General features: G+C 62.5%; 17 protein-coding genes. 14 read left to right on the top strand and 3 right to left on the bottom strand.

All coding sequences use genetic code 11. The annotated features are described in order from the left end of the window. Positions 1 to 3: 3 nt before the first annotated feature. Positions 4 to 669 carry a YaaA family protein gene (locus tag HMPREF3048_RS05540; RefSeq protein ID WP_070771587.1) on the bottom strand — a complete coding sequence of 222 codons (666 nt, stop codon included), beginning with the start codon at positions 667 to 669 and terminating at the stop codon, positions 4 to 6. Between the two features lie 31 nt (positions 670 to 700). Here HMPREF3048_RS05540 and HMPREF3048_RS05535 point away from each other — a divergent pair, with 31 nt between their 5' ends. Further along, positions 701 to 2,488 (top strand): proline--tRNA ligase, encoded by a 1,788-nt coding sequence (locus HMPREF3048_RS05535; protein WP_070771585.1) that lies wholly within the window; start codon positions 701 to 703, stop codon positions 2,486 to 2,488. A 22-nt stretch (positions 2,489 to 2,510) separates the two neighbouring features. Here the strand turns inward: HMPREF3048_RS05535 and HMPREF3048_RS05530 are convergent, their stop codons facing one another. Further along, complete coding sequence (locus tag HMPREF3048_RS05530; protein WP_246818858.1) at positions 2,511 to 3,305, bottom strand: DUF4439 domain-containing protein; 795 nt, start codon at positions 3,303 to 3,305, stop codon at positions 2,511 to 2,513. A 30-nt stretch (positions 3,306 to 3,335) separates the two neighbouring features. On the opposite strand from HMPREF3048_RS05530, the gene rimP reads away from it, so the two are divergent. The 9 genes from rimP (at position 3,336) to HMPREF3048_RS05485 (ending at position 12,641) form a co-directional block, all read left to right on the top strand. Continuing rightward, positions 3,336 to 3,887 (top strand): ribosome maturation factor RimP, encoded by a 552-nt coding sequence (gene rimP, locus HMPREF3048_RS05525; protein ID WP_070422288.1) that lies wholly within the window; start codon positions 3,336 to 3,338, stop codon positions 3,885 to 3,887. Next, entirely contained in the window at positions 3,884 to 4,897 is a 1,014-nt protein-coding gene (gene nusA, locus HMPREF3048_RS05520; protein ID WP_070771431.1) for a transcription termination factor NusA, read from the top strand. The genes rimP and nusA overlap by 4 nt, the downstream gene beginning before the upstream one ends. A 189-nt stretch (positions 4,898 to 5,086) precedes the next feature. Next, a complete protein-coding gene (locus HMPREF3048_RS05515) occupies positions 5,087 to 5,410 on the top strand; it encodes a YlxR family protein (RefSeq protein WP_070451066.1) in 324 nt (107 codons plus the stop codon). 106 nt (positions 5,411 to 5,516) lie between these two features. Further along, on the top strand, positions 5,517 to 8,333 hold the full coding sequence (gene infB / locus HMPREF3048_RS05510) for a translation initiation factor IF-2 (protein WP_070771430.1): 2,817 nt from the start codon (positions 5,517 to 5,519) through the stop codon (positions 8,331 to 8,333). 95 nt (positions 8,334 to 8,428) lie between these two features. Continuing rightward, the gene (gene rbfA, locus HMPREF3048_RS05505; RefSeq protein WP_070422292.1) at positions 8,429 to 8,869 is read left to right on the top strand and encodes a 30S ribosome-binding factor RbfA; all 441 of its coding nucleotides are present in this window, start codon (positions 8,429 to 8,431) and stop codon (positions 8,867 to 8,869) included. Then, complete coding sequence (locus tag HMPREF3048_RS05500; RefSeq protein WP_246818857.1) at positions 8,856 to 9,860, top strand: DHH family phosphoesterase; 1,005 nt, start codon at positions 8,856 to 8,858, stop codon at positions 9,858 to 9,860. Before rbfA ends, HMPREF3048_RS05500 begins: the two co-directional genes overlap by 14 nt. After that, positions 9,857 to 11,191: an MATE family efflux transporter gene (locus HMPREF3048_RS05495; protein ID WP_070614540.1), complete on the top strand. Its 1,335-nt coding sequence runs from the start codon at positions 9,857 to 9,859 to the stop codon at positions 11,189 to 11,191. Before HMPREF3048_RS05500 ends, HMPREF3048_RS05495 begins: the two co-directional genes overlap by 4 nt. Next, positions 11,188 to 11,985: a metallophosphoesterase family protein gene (locus HMPREF3048_RS05490; RefSeq protein ID WP_070422294.1), complete on the top strand. Its 798-nt coding sequence runs from the start codon at positions 11,188 to 11,190 to the stop codon at positions 11,983 to 11,985. Before HMPREF3048_RS05495 ends, HMPREF3048_RS05490 begins: the two co-directional genes overlap by 4 nt. A 2-nt stretch (positions 11,986 to 11,987) precedes the next feature. Beyond that, positions 11,988 to 12,641 (top strand): 4'-phosphopantetheinyl transferase family protein, encoded by a 654-nt coding sequence (locus HMPREF3048_RS05485; RefSeq protein WP_070771429.1) that lies wholly within the window; start codon positions 11,988 to 11,990, stop codon positions 12,639 to 12,641. Positions 12,642 to 12,644: 3 nt separating this feature from the next. Here HMPREF3048_RS05485 and truB read toward each other — a convergent pair whose 3' ends face one another. Further along, entirely contained in the window at positions 12,645 to 13,538 is an 894-nt protein-coding gene (gene truB / locus HMPREF3048_RS05480) for a tRNA pseudouridine(55) synthase TruB (protein WP_070771428.1), read from the bottom strand. A 21-nt stretch (positions 13,539 to 13,559) separates the two neighbouring features. Here truB and HMPREF3048_RS05475 point away from each other — a divergent pair, with 21 nt between their 5' ends. From HMPREF3048_RS05475 to HMPREF3048_RS05460, 4 genes are all read left to right on the top strand, one after another. Beyond that, positions 13,560 to 14,540 (top strand): bifunctional riboflavin kinase/FAD synthetase, encoded by a 981-nt coding sequence (locus HMPREF3048_RS05475; RefSeq protein WP_141758865.1) that lies wholly within the window; start codon positions 13,560 to 13,562, stop codon positions 14,538 to 14,540. Next, on the top strand, positions 14,537 to 15,499 hold the full coding sequence (locus tag HMPREF3048_RS05470; RefSeq protein ID WP_070771427.1) for a nucleoside hydrolase: 963 nt from the start codon (positions 14,537 to 14,539) through the stop codon (positions 15,497 to 15,499). The genes HMPREF3048_RS05475 and HMPREF3048_RS05470 overlap by 4 nt, the downstream gene beginning before the upstream one ends. Before the next feature lie 102 nt (positions 15,500 to 15,601). Beyond that, on the top strand, positions 15,602 to 15,871 hold the full coding sequence (gene rpsO, locus HMPREF3048_RS05465; RefSeq protein ID WP_070422298.1) for a 30S ribosomal protein S15: 270 nt from the start codon (positions 15,602 to 15,604) through the stop codon (positions 15,869 to 15,871). 96 nt (positions 15,872 to 15,967) lie between these two features. Next, positions 15,968 to 18,292 carry a polyribonucleotide nucleotidyltransferase gene (locus HMPREF3048_RS05460; protein ID WP_070422398.1) on the top strand — a complete coding sequence of 775 codons (2,325 nt, stop codon included), beginning with the start codon at positions 15,968 to 15,970 and terminating at the stop codon, positions 18,290 to 18,292. The last annotated feature ends 51 nt before the right edge of the window (positions 18,293 to 18,343 follow it).

Genomic DNA, 18,343 nt, shown 5'->3' with positions numbered 1-18,343 from the left:
CACCTACACACGCATGGTCAGCAGCGTGCCGTCGACAGACACGTCGAAGCCCGCAGCCACGGACAGGTCCACGACCTCCGAAGCAGACGACGCGTCGTGTGGCGCCAGTACCCGGGCCAGCTCGCCCTTGTACTTCTTGTTGAAGTGGCTGACCACCTTGCCGGTGTCGGCCTGTTCCACGCGGATGGTCAGCGCGCCGGGCACAGGGCCGAGGTTCTGGTAGGCGCCGGAGCGCATGTCGATGACAAAGCCGCAGTCTGCAAGTGCATCCGTCACGGCGGAGCCCCACCAGGCGCGCAACGTTTTGCCGTCCAGTTTCATTCCGGCGGACAGGCGGTAGCGGGGGATGAGGTCGCCTGCCCGAACCACGCCGAACAGCGCGGAGCCAACGGCAAGGCGCGATAGCGCATCGGCGGACAACGTGGAGGCATCGAGCGAGTCGTACAGCACACCCGTGTAGCGCTTGATGGCAGGCATCACCGGATTGTCACGCAACGTGAGGTTTTCCTCCGCCTCTGCCTGCTTGGAGGCGGGGGTGTCGACGAGGGTGTGGGTGAGTTCGTCGAGAAGCGAATTGCGAATGGGATCCAACGACGGAAACGACAACGCCATCGCAGCGTCGGTGCCGCCGGGCGCTTTGGTTTCGGAAGGAGGGAGGACGATCAGCATGACGAACAAGCTACCGGGTAAACTGCCCCGCATGATTACTCGCCTGTCCACGCTGTTCCTGCGCACTCTGCGCGAAGACCCGGCCGACGCTGAAGTGCCGAGCCACAAACTGCTTGTCCGTGCTGGTTACGTCCGCCGCGCCGCGCCGGGCGTGTACTCCTGGTTGCCGCTTGGTTTGCGTGCGCTGCGCAAGATCGAGGGTGTGGTGCGCGAGGAGATGGACGCAATGGGTGGCCAGGAACTGCTGTTTCCGGCACTGCTGCCGCGCGAGCCCTACGAGGCGACGAACCGCTGGACCGAATACGGCGATGACCTGTTCCGCCTGAAGGACCGTAAGGGTGCGGACATGCTGCTCGGCCCGACGCATGAGGAGATGTTCACTACGGCGGTGAAGGATCTGTACTCGTCGTATAAGGATTTCCCGGTCACGCTGTACCAGATTCAGACGAAGTACCGCGATGAGGCACGTCCGCGCGCGGGCATCCTTCGCGGGCGTGAGTTTGTGATGAAGGATTCCTACTCCTTCGACATGTCGGACGAGGGTCTGGATGAGTCGTATGCAAACCACCGTGCGACCTACCAGCGCATCTTCGACCGTGTGGGACTGAAGTACGAGATCTGCCAGGCCACCTCCGGTGCCATGGGTGGCTCCGCATCCGAGGAGTTCCTCGCGTACTCCGACAACGGCGAGGACACTTTCGTGGTGTCCACCGCGGGCGATTACGCCGCCAACGTCGAGGCCGTGACCACGGTTGCTCCGGAAGCACGCCCGATCGAAGGGCTGCCCGAGGCTGTCGAGCACGACACCCCGAAGTCCGAGACCATCGCGGCACTCGTGGAGTGGGCGCGGAGCGCAGGAGTGCTTATCGACGACCGCCCTGCCGAAGCCTCCGACACCCTCAAGTGCATGATGATCAAGGTCAACGATCCGCGCGCCGTGGATGAGGACGGCAAGCCGGTCGGCCCACAGTTGGTCGGCGTGCTCATCCCGGGCGACCGCGAACTGGACGAGAAGCGCCTGGAATCATCGCTCGAGCCGGCGACCTTCGAGTTGGCAAGCGACGAAGACTTTGCCAAGAATGATTTCCTGGTCAAGGGCTACGTTGGCCCGCGTGCGCTCCAGGCCAACGGTGTGCGTGTGCTCGCAGACCCGCGCGTGGTTGACGGCTCCGCGTGGATCACCGGTGCGGACGCTCCGCAGAAGCACGTCGTCGGACTGGTCGCTGGTCGCGACTTCACTGTCGATGGCTACATCGAGGCCGCCGAGATCAAGGAAGGCGACCCGTCGCCGTCCGGCAACGGCACCGTGAAACTCGCCCGCGGCATCGAGCTTGGCCACATCTTCCAGCTGGGCCGCAAGTACACCGAAGCCATGGACGTGCAGATCCTGGACGAAAACGGCAAGCGTGCCGTGCCGACCATGGGTTCCTACGGCATCGGTATCTCTCGCATGCTCGCTGTGGTGGCGGAGCAGCGCCACGACGACAAGGGCCTGGTCTGGCCGGTGGAGATCGCCCCGTACCAGGTGCATGTGGCTGTGGCGAACAAGGACGCTGCTGCGCTCGAGGCAGGCGACCGCATCGCGGCTGAACTCTCCGACGCCGGGCTCGAGGTGCTTTTCGACGACCGCCCGAAGGTCTCCCCAGGCGTCAAGTTCAAGGATGCGGAACTGCTCGGTATGCCGTTCATCGTGATCCTCGGTCGCGCGTTCGCTGACGGCAACGTCGAACTGCGCATCCGCGGGGGCGAGACCCTTGAGGACCCGGCCGACGACATCGTGGCGAAGGTCCAGGAACTGGTCGCAGAGCGCCGCGGCTAGGCGATAAATCTGGGTGTGAAGGCTAGGCCCGCTGGGCGTGGGCAGCGAGTTGGATTGCCGCCTTGCGCCACTGCTTGGTCTCTGCGTGAGCGGCGGCGTAGCGCCACTGTTTGACAAGGTCACCGTGCATCGTTTCGACGAGCGCGGTGGCCTCTTGCGTTGTCTGGGGGTCGTTGTAGCCGTCCGCGAAGGTGTATCCGGCGGCGGGAACTAACGATTGGCCGTCTGTGTCGCCGAGCAGTTCCGTAAGCGCCTCGGTGCGTTCGTGGGATGCCTCGCGCAGCTCGCTAATGCGGGTGCGCAAAGCCTCGTCGGCATGGGCGAGCGCGAGGCCGAGGCCGTAATACATCGCGTTTTCGCGGGCGAGGAGGTCGGCGGCGGATTGGGTCGCGGCGTCGTCGTCAAGCGGGCCCTCGATCTCAATCTTGACAGGAGTGAGCGCAAGCGCATCGATGGCTTGGGCTACTACGAGGTCAACCGAATCGTCAGGCACCTTGTCGGCGGCGGTGACGGTGTGCTCCAAAAGGGCTGCGCCGTCCGCGGCTGCCGGAAGGTCGGTGTCGCCATACCCGACGTTGCAGGACTGCGGGGTCTGTCCAGTTTCGTCCGTGCCGCACAGGCGCAGGGCTTCGTCTTGAAGCTGCTCGCTCTGGAACTTGCGCAGTTCCGCCCACTCGGGGTTCTCCCCGAACACCCAATCAGCGGAGGCTTGCTTGGCCAGCGACATGATCTCGCCGTTGGCGCGAGGGCCGACAACATCCATCACTGTGCAACTGGTCAGGAGCAGTACAGCTGGCAAAACACGCAGTTTCTTCACCCGCTGTACGTTACACGCTAGGTTTGACGCATGGCATTTCCCACAAATAACGAACTTGAACAATTGGTCGCCCCTGTCGTGAAGGCGTACGCGATGGACATTGAGAACATTCGCACCGTCAAGGCGGGGAAGAAATCGCAGGTCGTTATTGCGCTCGACTCGGATACGCACCCGACGCTGGATGAGTTGGAGGAAGTGTCCAATGAGCTATCAACGCTTTTCGACGACCTCGAGCAGCGCGGGGAAGTCAACTTCGGCGCCGGATACACGCTTGAACTGACCACCCCTGGTGTGGATATGCCGCTGACGCAGCCGCGACACTTCCGTCGCAACCAGGGCCGTCTGATTAAGGCGGGTGAGCAGAAGTGGCGCATCGCCGTACTGGATGAGGCGCAGGAGCATGTTGCGCTGGTGCGTTCGTCGAAAAAGGGCGATGAGGTGCGAATTGCACCGGTTTCAGAAATCGCTGGTGCAGTGGTAGAAATTGAGTTCAACGCGCCGCCAGCAGCAGAAGTCGAGCTGGCGGATCAGACGTTTGCAGAGCTCGAAGCCGCAGCGGCGGCACAGGAAGGAAACAAGTGAATATCGACTTGAACGCGCTGAAAACCATCGAAGAGCAGCAAGGCATTTCGATGGAGGACCTGCTGACCACCATCGCAAACGCGCTGCTGTTTTCATACCGCGAGTTCAAGGAGGAAAGCGGTACCGAGCGTTCCAAGGCGCGTGTGGACATTGACACCGAAACGGGCGACGTTGCCGTTATCGTCAGCGAGCTCGACGCCGAAGGCGAAGTCGTCTCTGAATACGACGACACGCCGGTGAACTTCTCCCGAATTGGTTCCGTCGCCGTGCGTGACGCGATCAAGGGCCGTCTGCGCCAAGCGGAGGCGGGCCGTGTGTACGGCGAGTACGCAGAACTCGAAGGCCAGATTGTCTCTGGTCTGGTCCAGCGTGATGCCCACGCCGAGGCGCGCGGTATCAGCATCGTCCAACTTGGTACTGAGGCTGATCCACAGGACGGCATCCTGCTACCAGCGGAGAAGATCCCGGGCGAGGTTCTGCGCCACGGCGATCGCATCAAGGCTTACGTCGTTGGTGTGAACAAGGGCGACAAGCGCGTGCAGGTCAACCTGTCGCGCACGCACCCGGAGCTGGTTCGCGGCCTATTCGCGCTCGAGGTGCCGGAGGTAGCCGACGGTTCGGTAGAGATTGTCAGCATCGCGCGCGAGGCAGGCCACCGCTCCAAGGTTGCGGTGCGCGCAACTGTCAAGGGTGTCAACGCCAAGGGGGCGTGTATCGGGCCTCGTGGTGCTCGCGTGACCAACATCATGCAGCAGCTCGGCGGCGAAAAGATCGACATCATCGATTGGGATGCGGACCCGGCGAAGTACGTCGGTAACTCCCTGGCCCCCTCGAAAGTGGTGGATGTCACGGTGCTCGATGCGGATATGCAAGCGGCTCGCGTGACGGTGCCGGACTATCAGCTCTCCTTGGCCATCGGCAAGGAAGGCCAAAACGCCCGCCTGGCCGCCCGCCTGACCGGCTGGAAGATCGACATCCGCTCCGACGCTGATATCGCCGACGACGAATAAGGTCTTTGCCAACGTTTATGAAACCCGCAGGAAGTACAGATTCTGCGGGTTTTCGCGTACAGTGTTTAACGGCTTTGCGTCCGCACGTTGGGTGCGGCGGCCCACCACGCACACGAGTGCGCCGGTGTGAGACATAACGGCACAGTGTTAGACGGCAGATAGGTTGCGGGAAGGATGCGAATGAGCGGAATGCGTAAGCACCCCATCCGCACACGTACCTGTATTGCCACCCGAAAAACTCACCCCGACGTCGAACTGTTGCGCGTGGTCGCCGATCCGGACGTGCCGGGGAAGATCCTCGCCGACCCGGACCGGAAACTGCCTGGTCGGGGAGCATGGATTACCCCGTCGTTGGACGCAGTCGAGCTGGCGGAACAACGCCGAGCCTTTGGGCGAGCGCTCCGTCTGTCTGCGAAAGTAGACCTAGGTCATGTACGTACGTACCTCGCCTCGTCGCAAAGCAGAAGCGCCGAGGCGGTCGACCCAGAGAATGAAGGAAAGACCGAACACTGATGAGTACGCAACCATGAAGCAGCATCAGCGATGAAAGTCACTGACCACGTCTAGGGGCCGGTAGCCGAAGGGCACTGGGCTCCTAGCATGAACAACAAGGAGACATGTGTCCGGAAAGCTACGCGTACACGAGTTGGCTAAGCAGCTCGGCGTAACAAGTAAGGAATTACTCGCAACCCTGAAAGAACAGGGTGAGTTTGTGAAGACGGCGTCGTCGACCATTGAGCCGCCTGTCATCAAGAAGATGAAGGCGCACTACGCCAAGCTCAATGGCGGTGGCGCAGACGACAACGAAAAGAAGGAAGCACCGACTCCGGCGAAACCGCCGCTGAAGAAGCCTGGCCAGAACCGTGCCAAGCCTGCAGCGCCGAAGCCCGCCGGTTCCGCACCAAAGCCGGGCGAGGCTGCGAAGCCGAAGCCGGCTCCGGCTGCTCCGAAGGCACCGGCTGCGAAGGCTGCGGGTGAGCCGGCCCAGAAGCCAGGCGCCCCGAAGCCGGGCGCACCGAAGCCTGCAGCGCCGAAGCCTGCGGGTTCCGCCCCGAAGCCAGGCGCACCTAAACCCGCAGCTCCAAAGCCCGCAGCTCCAAAGCCTGCAGCGCCGAAGCCGGCTGCTGCGAAGAAGGACGGCCCGACTCCGGGCGGTATGCCTCGCCCGATGCCGAAGCCTGGTGGACGCCCGCGCGTTGCTAACAACCCGTTCTCGTCCAACACCGGAGGTGGGCAGCGCCCGCCGCGTCCGGGTGGACGTCCGGGGCAGGGTCGCGGTGGCCAGGGCCAGGGCGGCCCACGCCCGGGTGGTGCCCGTCAGGGTGGCGGCAACCGTCCGTCGCCGGCGGATATGCCGGCAGGTCCGTCGCCGACACAAATGCCTGCGAAGGCTGCACCGGCCGGTGGCCGCGGCGGTGGCCGTGGTCGTGGTCGTGGTGGCCAGAACGGGCCACAGCGTGGCGGTTTCGGCGGACCGGGTGGCGGTTTCCGCGGTCGCGGCGGACGTCGCGGCGGTACCGCAGGTGCATTCGGCCGTCCGGGTGGTGCACCCGGCAAGCGCCGCAAGTCCAAGGGCCAGAAGAGGGCTGAGTACGAGGAGATGCACAAGCCGAACGTCATCGGTGGCGTTCGTCTCCCCGACGGCGGCGGCAAGACCGTTCGCTTGCGCCAAGGCGCGACCCTGTCTGACCTCGCTGAGAAGATCAACACCGATGCATCGTCGCTGGTGCAGGCACTATTCAACCTCGGTGAGATGGTGACGGCAACGCAGTCCGTGTCTGAGGACACCCTGCAGCTGCTCGGCGCTGAGATCAACTACGAGGTCCAGATTGTCTCGCCGGAGGACGAGGACCGTGAACTGCTCGAATCCTTCGACCTGCAGTTCGGTGAGGACGAAGGCGGCGAAGAGGAGCTCGAGCAGCGTCCTCCAGTGGTCTCCGTCATGGGTCACGTCGACCACGGTAAGACCCGCCTGTTGGACTCCATCCGCAAGGCAAACGTGGGTCGTGGCGAGGCCGGCGGTATTACCCAGGGCATTGGTGCATACCAGACCGAGGTCACCCTCGACGGCCACCCGCGTAAGATCACGTTCCTGGATACCCCGGGCCACGAGGCGTTTACCGCCATGCGTGCCCGTGGTGCGAAGTCGACCGACTTGGCCATCCTCGTGGTGGCAGCGGACGACGGTGTCATGCCGCAGACCGTGGAGGCGATTAACCACGCCAAGGCTGCGGAACTGCCGATCGTGGTCGCAGTGAACAAGGTGGATAAGCCGGAGGCATCGCCGGACAAGATCCGCGGCCAGCTCACTGAGTACGGCCTCGTGCCGGAGGAGTACGGCGGTGACACCATGTTCATCGACATCTCTGCGAAGCAGGGCACCGGTATTGATGACCTGCTGGAGGCTGTGCTCCTGACCGCAGATGCGGCGCTTGAGCTCACGGCGAACCCAGACATGGACGCGCAGGGTGTTGCCATCGAGTCCCACCTGGACCGTGGCCGTGGCCCGGTGTCCACCGTGATCGTGCAGCGCGGTACCTTGCGTGTCGGCGACTCCATTGTCGTCGGCGGCAACTTCGGTCGCGTGCGTCGCATGGTCGACGAGTGGGGCGAGGACGTGGAAGAGGCAGGCCCGTCCCGTCCGGTTCAGGTCCAGGGCCTCAACGGTGTTCCTGGCCCGGGCGACAACTTGCTCGTGGTTGAGGATGACCGTGTGGCTCGCCAGATTGCTGCGCAGCGTGACGCTCGTCAGCGTGCGGCGATGCAGGCACGTCGTAAGAAGCGTGTCTCTTTGGAGAACCTGGATCAGGCTCTCAAGGAGCGCAGCCAGCTCAACCTCATCCTCAAGGGCGACAACGCCGGTTCGGTGGAAGCCCTCGAGGAGGCGCTGCTCAAGATCGAGGTCGACGACGAGGTGCAGGTCAACATCATCGACCGTGGCGTCGGGGCTGTGACCCAGACCAACGTCACCCTCGCGGCGGCATCCGACGCCATCATCATTGGCTTCAACGTCCGCGCGGACGGCAAGGCCACGGAAGAGGCGAATGCCGAAGGCGTGGAGATCCGCTACTACTCGGTCATCTACCAGGCGATCGAGGATGTGGAGCAGGCGCTCAAGGGCATGCTCAAGCCGATCTACGAAGAGCGCGACCTGGGCGAAGCCGAGATCCGTCAGATCTTCAAGGCTTCCGCAGTCGGCCTCATCGCAGGTTGCATGGTTACCGAGGGCAAGGTCAAGCGCGGTGCGAAGCTGCGCCTGGTCCGCGACGGCAACGTCATTACTCCGGATGCGTCGATCGATTCGCTGCGCCGCGAGAAGGACGACGTCAACGAGGTAGCCAAGGGCTACGAGTGCGGCATGGTGCTGTCCTACCCGGATATCCAGGTGGGCGACATCATTCAGACCTACGAGATGGTCGAGGTCCCGCGCGACTAGTCGTCGCAAAGCAATTGCTTATCGACGAAACCCCCGCCCCGCACGCACGTGCTCGGCGGGGGTTACACTATGCAGAAGTTTTGAGGAGGAGTGACATGGCTGATAACACCCGCGCCCAGCGGTTGGCGAAGCAGATTCAGACGATTGTTGCTTCCGCGATTGAGCGGGAGATTAAGGACCGCCGGCTGGAGTTGGTCACTGTGACCGACACCCGAGTCACCGGGGACCTTCATGACGCCACCATTTACTACACAGTGCGTGGCCAAGAGATCGACGACGAACCTGACTACGAGCAGGCCGCCGAGGCGCTCAACCGTGCTCGCGGGCAGATCCGCAAGATCGTGGGAGATCAGCTTTCGGTTCGGTTCACGCCGACCATCTCGTTTGAGCGCGATACCGTGCCGGAAGCTTCCGCGCACATGGAGGAGCTGCTCAACCGTGCACGCGCGCGTGACGAGGAGCTAGCAAAGCTGCGCGCAAATGCGAAGCCGGCTGGCGATGCTGACCCGTACAAGCGCTCCGGTGAAGGGGAGTAGTGCCCTGAACAGCCAGCTGTTTGCGGAGCATGCTCCGCTATTTGCCGAGGTTGCCGAGCGTATCCGCGCTGCGGACCGCGTCAACGTGGTCGCACACATCAACCCCGATGCGGATGCGATCGGGTCGGCGTGTGCGCTCGCAAAGGGGCTCACGGCGCTTGGTATCGACAACGACGTTTACATTGGCCAGCCGTTGCCGCACCCGGCGAATATGCGCACTATCCCGGGAGTCGATGAGATCATCTACGGCGAAACTCTGCCGGAGGATGGCCTTGTTGTCACCGTGGATTGTGCCTCCGCAGATCGCACAGGAGCATTCCTGATTGATGTTACGGATAACCCGTCGCGCGTTGTTGTCATCGATCACCACAACACCAACCCCGGTTTCGGCGACATGAATTTGATCGTCGAGTCCGAATCGACCACAACGATGATCCGCGAGTTGCTTGATCATCTTGGGGTGGAGCTTGACGAGGACATCGCGTACTGCCTGTACGCGGGCTTGGTCACCGACACCGGCAGCTTCCGGTGGGGCACACCGAGGATGCACCGTTTGGCCGCGGAGCTGATGGGCTACGGCCTGAATACTCGCCAGATTGCGCTGGACCTGATGGACACGATGAGTGCGACTGACCTCCAGCTCATGGGCGCGGTGTTGGCGGAAACCCAGATCATTCCGGTCAAGGGGCTCTCCGTTGCAGTGCTCACCATTCCCACGGGGTTGTTAGCGCGCATGAGCCAGCCAACGGTCGAGGCGATCATCGACTACGCCCGTGCCCTTGAAGGCACCGACGTCGGCGTGGTGTTGAAGCAGTACAGCAGCAAGCATTGGGCGATGTCGCTGCGTTCTACGGTGCTGAACGTTTCAACCGTCGCGCGCTCTCTTGGCGGTGGCGGACACAAGGCAGCAGCGGGGTACTCGGCCACCGGTTCGCGCTCTGAGGTCGTCCGCGACCTGCTCGACGCGTTGCCAGAACCCGCCGACCGATGAGGGGCGCGGACGCTGCCCGCACACCAACCGCGCGGGATATCTTGATGCTCGCGCTGCCCGCGCTCGGCGTGCTGGCAGCCAACCCGCTGTACCTGTTGCTGGATACCGCTGTCGTTGGCAGGCTCGGCACCGCGCAGCTGGCTGCACTCGCTGCAGGCGCTGCCATCCAGTCGACCGTGACAACCCAATTAACGTTTTTGTCCTATGGCACGACGGCGCGAAGCTCGCGGTTTTATGGTGCCGGAAAACGCGATCAGGCAGTCGAGGAAGGTGTACAAGCTACCTGGGTAGCGCTCGGGGTCGGCGCGATCTTGGCGCTGATTGTGTGGGTGTTCGCCCAACCGTTGGCGATGGCGCTTGCAGGTGACGTTGACACGAGTGTGCGCGCTGCGTCCTGGATGCGTGTGTCCGCATTCGCCATCCCGATGACGCTGATCATCATGGCCGGAAATGGCTGGATGCGCGGCGTGCAAAATACGCGATTGCCGTTCTACTTAACGCTGTGTGGCCTCATTCCCGGCGCGATCTCGTTGCCGTTATTGGTGAACCAGTACGGGCTTGTGGGCTCCGCGATATCCAACGTGATTGGCATGGGGATCACATCAACGTTGTTCGTGGTGTTCCTGATCAGGGAGCACCGGACGTCGGGCCGGGGCTGGGCGCCGCAGTGGTCGGTGATTTCCAAGCAGCTCGTGTTAGGCCGCGACCTGATTTTGCGGTCGTTATCGTTTCAAGTCTCGTTGCTGACCGCTGCTGCAGTTGCTGGTCGCTTCGGCGTGGTTGCGCTTGCTGCTCACCAGTTGATGCTGCAGCTGTGGAACTTCCTCACACTCGTGCTTGATTCGCTGGCTATTGCGGCGCAGACCCTGACCGGCTCGGCTTTGGGGCGGGCAGGGGCGCAGGACGCACGCGCCGTTGGTGAGCACGCATTGAAGTACTCGATGGTCTTCGCGGTCGTGCTGGCCGTGGTGTTCGCGTTGTTCCGTGAGCCGATTCTGGGTTTGTTTACGCAGGATCAGGCGGTCGTCGATACGCTGCAGCTGCCGTGGCTGTTGTTTATCGCCATGATCATCGCCGGGGGAGCGGTGTTTGCGCTCGACGGTGTGCTGCTTGGTGCGGCGGATGCGGCGTACCTGCGCAACCTGACACTGTTTTCGCTGCTCGGGGTTGCGCTGCCGATCATCATCGCTTCCGGTTTCTTTGGCTGGGGCCTGACCGGTATTTGGGTCGGACAACTCGGCCAAGTCCTTGTGCGCCTCGTAGGTGTAGTGCACAGGTTCCGTTCCATGCGATGGGCAGTGACAAGCGGTGATGGTAGGAATGACGCATGACCACGACACTCTGGGCAGTCAGCGACCTGCACGCCGCAGTGAAGCTCAACGGCCCAAAAATCGACGACATCCAGCCTACTGACCCGTCTGACTGGCTCATCGTCGCTGGCGACGTGGCCGAACGGTTCGAACTCATCGTTGAAGTGATGACAGAACTGGCCAGTCGGTTCGACACCGTCATCTGGGTGCCCGGCAACCACGAGCTATTTTGCCGTTCTGCGGACAGGTACCGCGGCCGAGAAAAGTACGCCATGCTGGTTCAAGCGATGCGCGCTATCGGTGTGATTACCCCGGAAGATCGCTATCCGGTGTTCGGCGGAGTGACCATCGCGCCGCTATTTACGCTGTACGACTATTCGTTCCGCAGCAGGGAAATGACTGTCGACGAAGCCCTGCAGGCCGCCCACGACAACAACGTGGTGATGACAGACGAGTTTGCCATCGCACCATTTGTGGATATCCGTGGCTGGTGCTGGGACCGTTTGGCCTACACCACCAAACGCTTATCCCGCATTAGCGGGCCGACGATTCTGGTCAACCACTGGCCGCTGGTGCAGGAGCCGGTGCAGCGCATGATGTGGTCTGAAATCGCCCTGTGGTGCGGGACCCGGCACACCAGGACATGGCCCAAGCGCTACAACGCGCAGGCAGTGGTGTACGGTCACCTGCACATGCCGGGGGTGACCAAGGTCGATGGCGTCGACCACATTGAGGTTTCCCTGGGCTATCCGCGCGAGTGGCGCCACCACCCGTCCACGCGGCAATTCCCGTACCCGGTCATGGAGGTTGAATAGTGATGCAAGATATTTCGCTGTTTCCTCCAGAAGCACGCTGCGTCTTTTTACTTACCGACGACGCCGGCGACCTCACCCGCTACGACCACCTCCACCCGGCAGAGCGCCAGGAAGTAAAGACTGCGGTGGACCTGCGCAAGGGAGAGTTCGGCGATGCCCGCTGGTGCGCACACCAGGCACTGCGCGAACTGGGCGTGGAATCTGCAGGTGCAATCCTGCGTGGGGAACGCGGTATGCCGTTGTGGCCAGAGGGGTTTACCGGCTCGCTGACCCATACCGATGGCCTGCGCGCCGCTGTCGCAGCACCAACCCGGTACGTACTGTCGATGGGGCTCGATGCGGAGCCGGCAGAATCGCTGCCAGACGGGGTGCTGGAGTCGATTGCCAGTGATACTGAGATCGCGATGGTCAACGGCATGCGTGAGCAGGGGCAGCAATGGGCCGACCGGCTGCTGTTTTGCGCCAAGGAAGCGACCTACAAGTGCTGGTTTCCGATGACACGGCGTTGGCTAGATTTCGACGAAGCCGAAATTGAGTTGCGCGCCGACGGCACGTTTGTCTCGCAGCTCCTCGCCCGTCCCGCGCCGGTGCCGGTGTTTGAGGGCCGCTGGGTGGTCCGTGGTGGCTACGTGGTGGCTTCCACGTACGTGCGCTAAGAGCTAAAGCGTGGATGGCCGCGCCACAAACACCGTGGCTAGGCGCTTGCCCTGCTCTTTCACTAGGGCGACTGCTTTGCCGTCTGGTCCGACGGCGGCGTGCACGCCCTTCAAACCGCGCGGCTCGAGCCATTTGCCCATGGAGAGCGCCGCGTATTCATCAGTAGTGACATCAAGCACCGGCCACGAGCGGGTCAGTGTCTCATCCATGGTCAGTGACAACACAGCATTGTCTTCCAACGCGTCGAGGGGGTGGGCGTCGTCGATGGAGAATGGGCCGACGGAGGTTCGTCGCAAAGCAATCAAATGCCCGCCAACCCCCAACGCCGCGCCGAGGTCGCGGCCCAGCGAGCGGATATAGGTGCCGGAGGAACAATGCACGCGGGCGTCGATGTCGACGACGCCATCGTGGTGGCGGATCTCGCTGACATCGAAAGCGTGGACGGTCACGGGGCGGGGAGGAATGGTGACCTCCTCACCGGCGCGCACCAGTTCGTGGGCTCGGCGCCCATCGATCTTGATCGCGGACACCTTCGACGGAACCTGCGTGATATCGCCGGTCAGCAGTGCGATCTGCTCGTGGATCGCGTCGTCGGTAACCGCGGACGCGTCGTGCGTTTCGGTGATCTCGCCCTCCGCATCGTCTGTGGTCGTGGACGCACCGAGGCGGATCGTCGTTTCGTAGACCTTGTCCTCTGCGACCAGGTGCGCCAGCAGCTTCGTGCCGCGCTCAATGCCTGCGACAAGCACGCCCGTGGCCATCGGGTCGAGCGTGCCAGCGTGGCCAACCTTGCGCGTGCCAAAGAAGCGGCGCAGTCGCGCGACCACGTCATGACTCGTCAAGCCCTGAGGCTTATCGACGACAACAATGCCGGACTTTTCGAGGGGATCGTTCATGGTTCTGAAGTATGCCGTACTGTGTCCTCCGTGGATATTTTGCGTGGCCTCGACGCAGTGCCGGAAACATTTGGCGAGCCTGGTGGCACCGTCGTCACTATCGGCGTCTTTGACGGTGTGCACAGAGGCCACCAACTGCTGATCTCGAAGGCCGTGGATACCGCACGTGAACTCGGTGTGCCGAGCGTGGTCATGACCTTTGACCCGCACCCCGTGACGGTATTCGCACCAGGTCACACGCCTGCGGCGCTGATGTCGCTTGAGGAGCGCGCCCGCCACATCGCTGAGTTGGGCGTGGACTACTTGCTTGTCATTGATTTCCGGCACGAGCTCGGCGGGGTTTCGCCCGAGGGGTACGTGGAGGATGTCCTCGTGGGCAAACTGCGCGCCCGCCACGTGCTGGTGGGGGAGAATTTCACCTTTGGAAAAGATGCCGCAGGTACCGCTACAACCATGGCGCAGCTAGGGGAGCGCGCAGGCATCGACGTGACGATTGTGCGATTGCTTTCCGACGGCGGCGTCAAGGTCTGCTCCACCGCCATCCGCGACGAACTCTCCGGCGGAAACGTACAAACGGCGACCGACTACATGGGACGGCCGTTCTCTGTGATCGCACCGATTGAACGTGGTGCCGGCCGTGGCGGCAAGGAACTGGGATACCCGACGGCCAACCAGTACGCATCCGATGCGGCCGCGATCCCGGCTGACGGTGTCTACGCGGGCTGGCTCACCATCATCGACGACGCCCCCATCGACGGCGACATGGAACCCGGCGTGCGCTACCCAGCGGCGATCTCCGTGGGGACGAACCCCACGTTTGGCGACAACCGGCGCAGCGTTGAGTCGTTTGTGCTCGACCGCGACGCCGACCTGTACGGGCGGATGGCCCGAGTGGAGTTCGTGGGCAAGGTTCGCGACATGGTCAAGTTTGACTCCGTTGAGGAATTACTTGAGCACATGGCGCGCGATGTGGCCACCACCCGCGATATTCTCGGTGCATGACCACGAAGCTGATCCTGGACCTAGACACCGGCATCGACGATGCCCTGGCACTGGCGTACGCACTCGCGTCGCCCGAAGTAGAACTCATCGGCGTGACCTGCACCTACGGCAACGTGGTTGTCGAGGATTCAGTGCGCAACACCCTCGCCATCTTGGAGCTGTTTGGCCGCACAGACATTCCGGTGTTCGCAGGCCCAGACCACGCGCGCGCGAAGGACTCCTTCGAGGTCCAGGAGATCTCCGCGTTCATCCACGGCAAAAATGGCATTGGCGAGGTGGAGATCCCTGATCCGACGCGTCAGGTGGAATCGACGTCTGCGGTGGACTTCCTCGTCGAATCGGTTACGGCGTACGGCGATGACCTCATCATCGTGCCCACAGGCCCGTCCACCACAATCGCGGCAGCGGTCGAGGCATCCAACGTGTTCCGTGAAAATGCCAACATCGTGATGATGGGCGGCGCGCTCACCGTCCCAGGCAACGTCACCGCCTGGTCCGAAGCGAACATCAACCAGGACCCCGAAGCAACCGACCTGCTGTTCCGCCAGCTGCGCAACGTCACCATGATCGGTCTCGACGTCACGCTACAAACCCTGTTGACCACCAAAGAAACCGCGACGTGGGCCGAATTGGGCACCACCGGTGGCACATTCCTGGCCGACATCACGAACTACTACATCGACGCCTACAAGACCACCTCGCCACACCTTGGCGGCTGCGGACTGCACGACCCGTTGGCGGTTGCCGTGGCTATCCAGCCGGGTTTGGTGGACACGCTTGGCATCAACATGAAGGTGGACACCGAGGGCGAGACGCGTGGGCGCACGATTGGCGACGAAACCCGCCTGAACGACCCGGACAAGTCCGCCGCAGTGGCCGTCACGGTAGACACCGCAGGTTTTCTCGAGGAGTTCATGCGACGTCTGACGAGTTTGGCGCAGTCCACGCCGGTCGTGTAACCTCTTTGAGGTCTTGCGCCAGACGACTGTGGTTCGCGGCAGTTATGGTGCAGCACAGACTTTTTCCGTAGAACGCGAACTGAAACAACCAAGGAGCACCTCATGGCACTGTCCACTGAGAAGAAGGCCGAAATCCTCAAGGAGTACGGCATCCACGAGACCGACACCGGTTCCACCGAGGCACAGGTTGCGCTGCTCACCGCGCGTATCAACAACCTGACCGAGCACCTGAAGGACCACCAGCACGATCACCACTCTCGTCGTGGCCTGCTGCTGCTCGTTGGTCGTCGTCGTGGTCTGCTGAAGTACCTGCGCGAGAACAATGTTGATCGCTACCGTGATCTCATTGCCCGTCTGGGTCTTCGTCGCTAAGCAATAGCGCAAAAAATAACGCCTCACCTGCACGGTGGGGCGTTTTTTGCTATTATTGCTGCCCGTTGCAAGAACACCTATGACATGGCGGCACCGATGATCGCCAACACGCCTTCGAAGGAGAGGGATCTTTTGCGCAACTTTAAGCCAAACAACTCGTTTGATGTCCACGTAGATGAAGACTTCGGAGTCACCGAAGCGGTTGCCACGCTGGATAACGGCGACTTCGGCACCCGCACCATTCGTTTCGAGACCGGCCAGCTCGCGCGCCAGGCCGACGGTTCCGTCACCACGTACCTCGACGAAGAGACCATGATGCTGGCCACCACCACCGCATCCAACCAGCCGCGCGAAGGATTCGATTTCTTCCCGCTGACCGTTGACGTTGAAGAGCGCATGTACGCCGCGGGCAAGATCCCGGGTTCGTTCTTCCGCCGCGAGGGTCGCCCGTCTACCCAGGCGATCCTGGCATGCCGCCTGATTGACCGCCCGCTGCGCCCGACCTTTGTTAAGGGCCTGCGTAACGAGGTGCAGGTTGTCATCACGGTGCTGTCGCAGCACCCGGAGGAGTACTACGACGTCGTCGCCATCAACGGTGCGTCCGCCGCGACGCAGCTTTCCGGCCTGCCGGTGTCCGGCCCGGTTGGTGGCGTGCGCATGGCACTGCTTGCCGACGATAAGCACCCCGAGGGCCAGTGGGTCGCATTCCCGAACTATGAGCAGCACGAGCGTTGCCTGTTCGAAATGGTCGTTGCTGGCCGCATGGTTGAGCGCAAGCGTGGCCGCAAGACCGAGGAAGATGTCGCCATCATGATGGTGGAGGCTGGCGCCGGCGTGAACGTGGTCGAGCAGATCAAGAAGGGCTACCCAGCCCCGACTGAGAAGACCGTTGCAGAAGGTCTCGAGGCTGCCAAGCCGTACATCGAGACCCTGTGCCGTGCGCAGCGTGCGCTTACCAGCGAGGTTTCCACCGAGCAGAAGGAATTCCCGCTCTTCCCGGCGTACTCCGAGAAGGTGTTCAAGGCCGTTGAGAAGAAGGCTGCGAAGAAGCTGGCCAAGCTGATGACCATTGCATCGAAGGCTGAGCGTGAGAACGCCACCAACGAGTACATGGAAGACATCGAGGAAGATCTGTTCGACTCCTTCGATATCGACGATGACGAGCGCGAGGAGCGCGACGCAGCATCGAAGGAAATCCGCGCCGCGTACAACGCATTGCAGAAGCAGATCGTGCGCGAGAAGATCCTCACCGAGGGCTTCCGTATCGACGGCCGCGGCGTGACCGATATCCGCGACCTCGGCGTCGAGGTGGAGCTCATCCCGCGTGCCCACGGCTCTGCGTTGTTCGAGCGTGGCGAGACCCAGATTCTCGGCGTGACCACCCTGGACATGCTGAAGATGGAGCAGCACCTCGACTCGCTGCACCCGGAGGAGTCCAAGCGCTACATCCACCACTACAACTTCCCGCCGTACTCCACTGGTGAGACCGGACGCGTCGGCTCTCCGAAGCGCCGCGAAATCGGCCACGGTGCGCTCGCCGAGCGTGCCCTTGAGCCGGTGATCCCGTCGCGTGAGGCGTTCCCGTACACGATCCGTCAGGTTTCCGAGGCGCTCGGTTCTAACGGCTCGACCTCGATGGGATCCGTGTGTGCTTCCACGCTGTCGCTGTACAACGCTGGTGTGCCGCTGGCAGCACCGGTTGCGGGTATCGCGATGGGTCTGGTCTCCGGCGAGGTCAACGGTGAAACCGAATACGTTGCGTTGACCGACATCCTCGGTGCCGAAGACGCGTTCGGCGACATGGACTTTAAGGTCGCCGGTACCCGCGAGTTCATCACCGCCCTGCAGCTAGACACCAAGCTCGACGGCATTCCGTCCAGCGTTCTTGCAGATGCGCTGAACCAGGCCCGCGACGCCCGCGAGGCTATCCTGGACACCATGGCTGAGGTCATCGACGGCCCGGACGAGATGAACCCGCTCGCACCGAAGATCACCACCGTGAAGATCCCGGTATCCAAGATCGGCGAGCTGATCGGCCCGAAGGGCAAGACCATCAACCAGATCACCGAGGACACCGGCGCAGACATCTCCATCGAGGACGATGGCACCGTGTTCGTCTCCGCCACCTCTGGTGAGGCTGCCGACGCCGCGATTGAGAAGGTCAATGCGATCGCGAACCCGCAGATGCCGAAGGTGGGCGAGCGCTACCTGGGCACCGTGGTCAAGACCGTGGCGTTCGGCGCGTTCGTGTCCATCACCCCGGGCACCGATGGCCTGATCCACATCTCCAACCTGGGTGGTAACACCCGTGTGGAGAAGGTCGAGGACGTCATCAACGTCGGCGACAAGGTCGAGGTTGAGATCCGCGACATCGATAACCGTGGCAAGATCTCGCTTGTCCCGGTGGAGGATAACGCGTAGTTTTTCGCAAACATTATGGGCGCTTCCCAGTTGGGGAAGCGCCCGTTTTGT

The organism is Corynebacterium sp. HMSC075D04, from assembly GCF_001815635.1.
In the GTDB taxonomy this organism is placed as follows: Bacteria; Actinomycetota; Actinomycetes; order Mycobacteriales; family Mycobacteriaceae; genus Corynebacterium; species Corynebacterium coyleae.
The sequence above is the reverse complement of the archived record's forward strand: the minus strand, read 5'-3'. Positions and strand labels throughout refer to the sequence as shown.

Coding starts and splice junctions, on each gene's coding strand:
- HMPREF3048_RS05540 (WP_070771587.1), bottom strand. CDS start 669: ATGCTGATCGTCCTCCCTCCTTCCGAAACCAAAGCGCCCGGCGGCACC.
- HMPREF3048_RS05535 (WP_070771585.1), top strand. CDS start 701: ATGATTACTCGCCTGTCCACGCTGTTCCTGCGCACTCTGCGCGAAGAC.
- rimP (WP_070422288.1), top strand. CDS start 3,336: ATGGCATTTCCCACAAATAACGAACTTGAACAATTGGTCGCCCCTGTC.
- HMPREF3048_RS05515 (WP_070451066.1), top strand. CDS start 5,087: ATGCGTAAGCACCCCATCCGCACACGTACCTGTATTGCCACCCGAAAA.
- rbfA (WP_070422292.1), top strand. CDS start 8,429: ATGGCTGATAACACCCGCGCCCAGCGGTTGGCGAAGCAGATTCAGACG.
- HMPREF3048_RS05495 (WP_070614540.1), top strand. CDS start 9,857: ATGAGGGGCGCGGACGCTGCCCGCACACCAACCGCGCGGGATATCTTG.
- HMPREF3048_RS05490 (WP_070422294.1), top strand. CDS start 11,188: ATGACCACGACACTCTGGGCAGTCAGCGACCTGCACGCCGCAGTGAAG.
- HMPREF3048_RS05485 (WP_070771429.1), top strand. CDS start 11,988: ATGCAAGATATTTCGCTGTTTCCTCCAGAAGCACGCTGCGTCTTTTTA.
- truB (WP_070771428.1), bottom strand. CDS start 13,538: ATGAACGATCCCCTCGAAAAGTCCGGCATTGTTGTCGTCGATAAGCCT.
- HMPREF3048_RS05470 (WP_070771427.1), top strand. CDS start 14,537: ATGACCACGAAGCTGATCCTGGACCTAGACACCGGCATCGACGATGCC.
- rpsO (WP_070422298.1), top strand. CDS start 15,602: ATGGCACTGTCCACTGAGAAGAAGGCCGAAATCCTCAAGGAGTACGGC.
- HMPREF3048_RS05460 (WP_070422398.1), top strand. CDS start 15,968: ATGATCGCCAACACGCCTTCGAAGGAGAGGGATCTTTTGCGCAACTTT.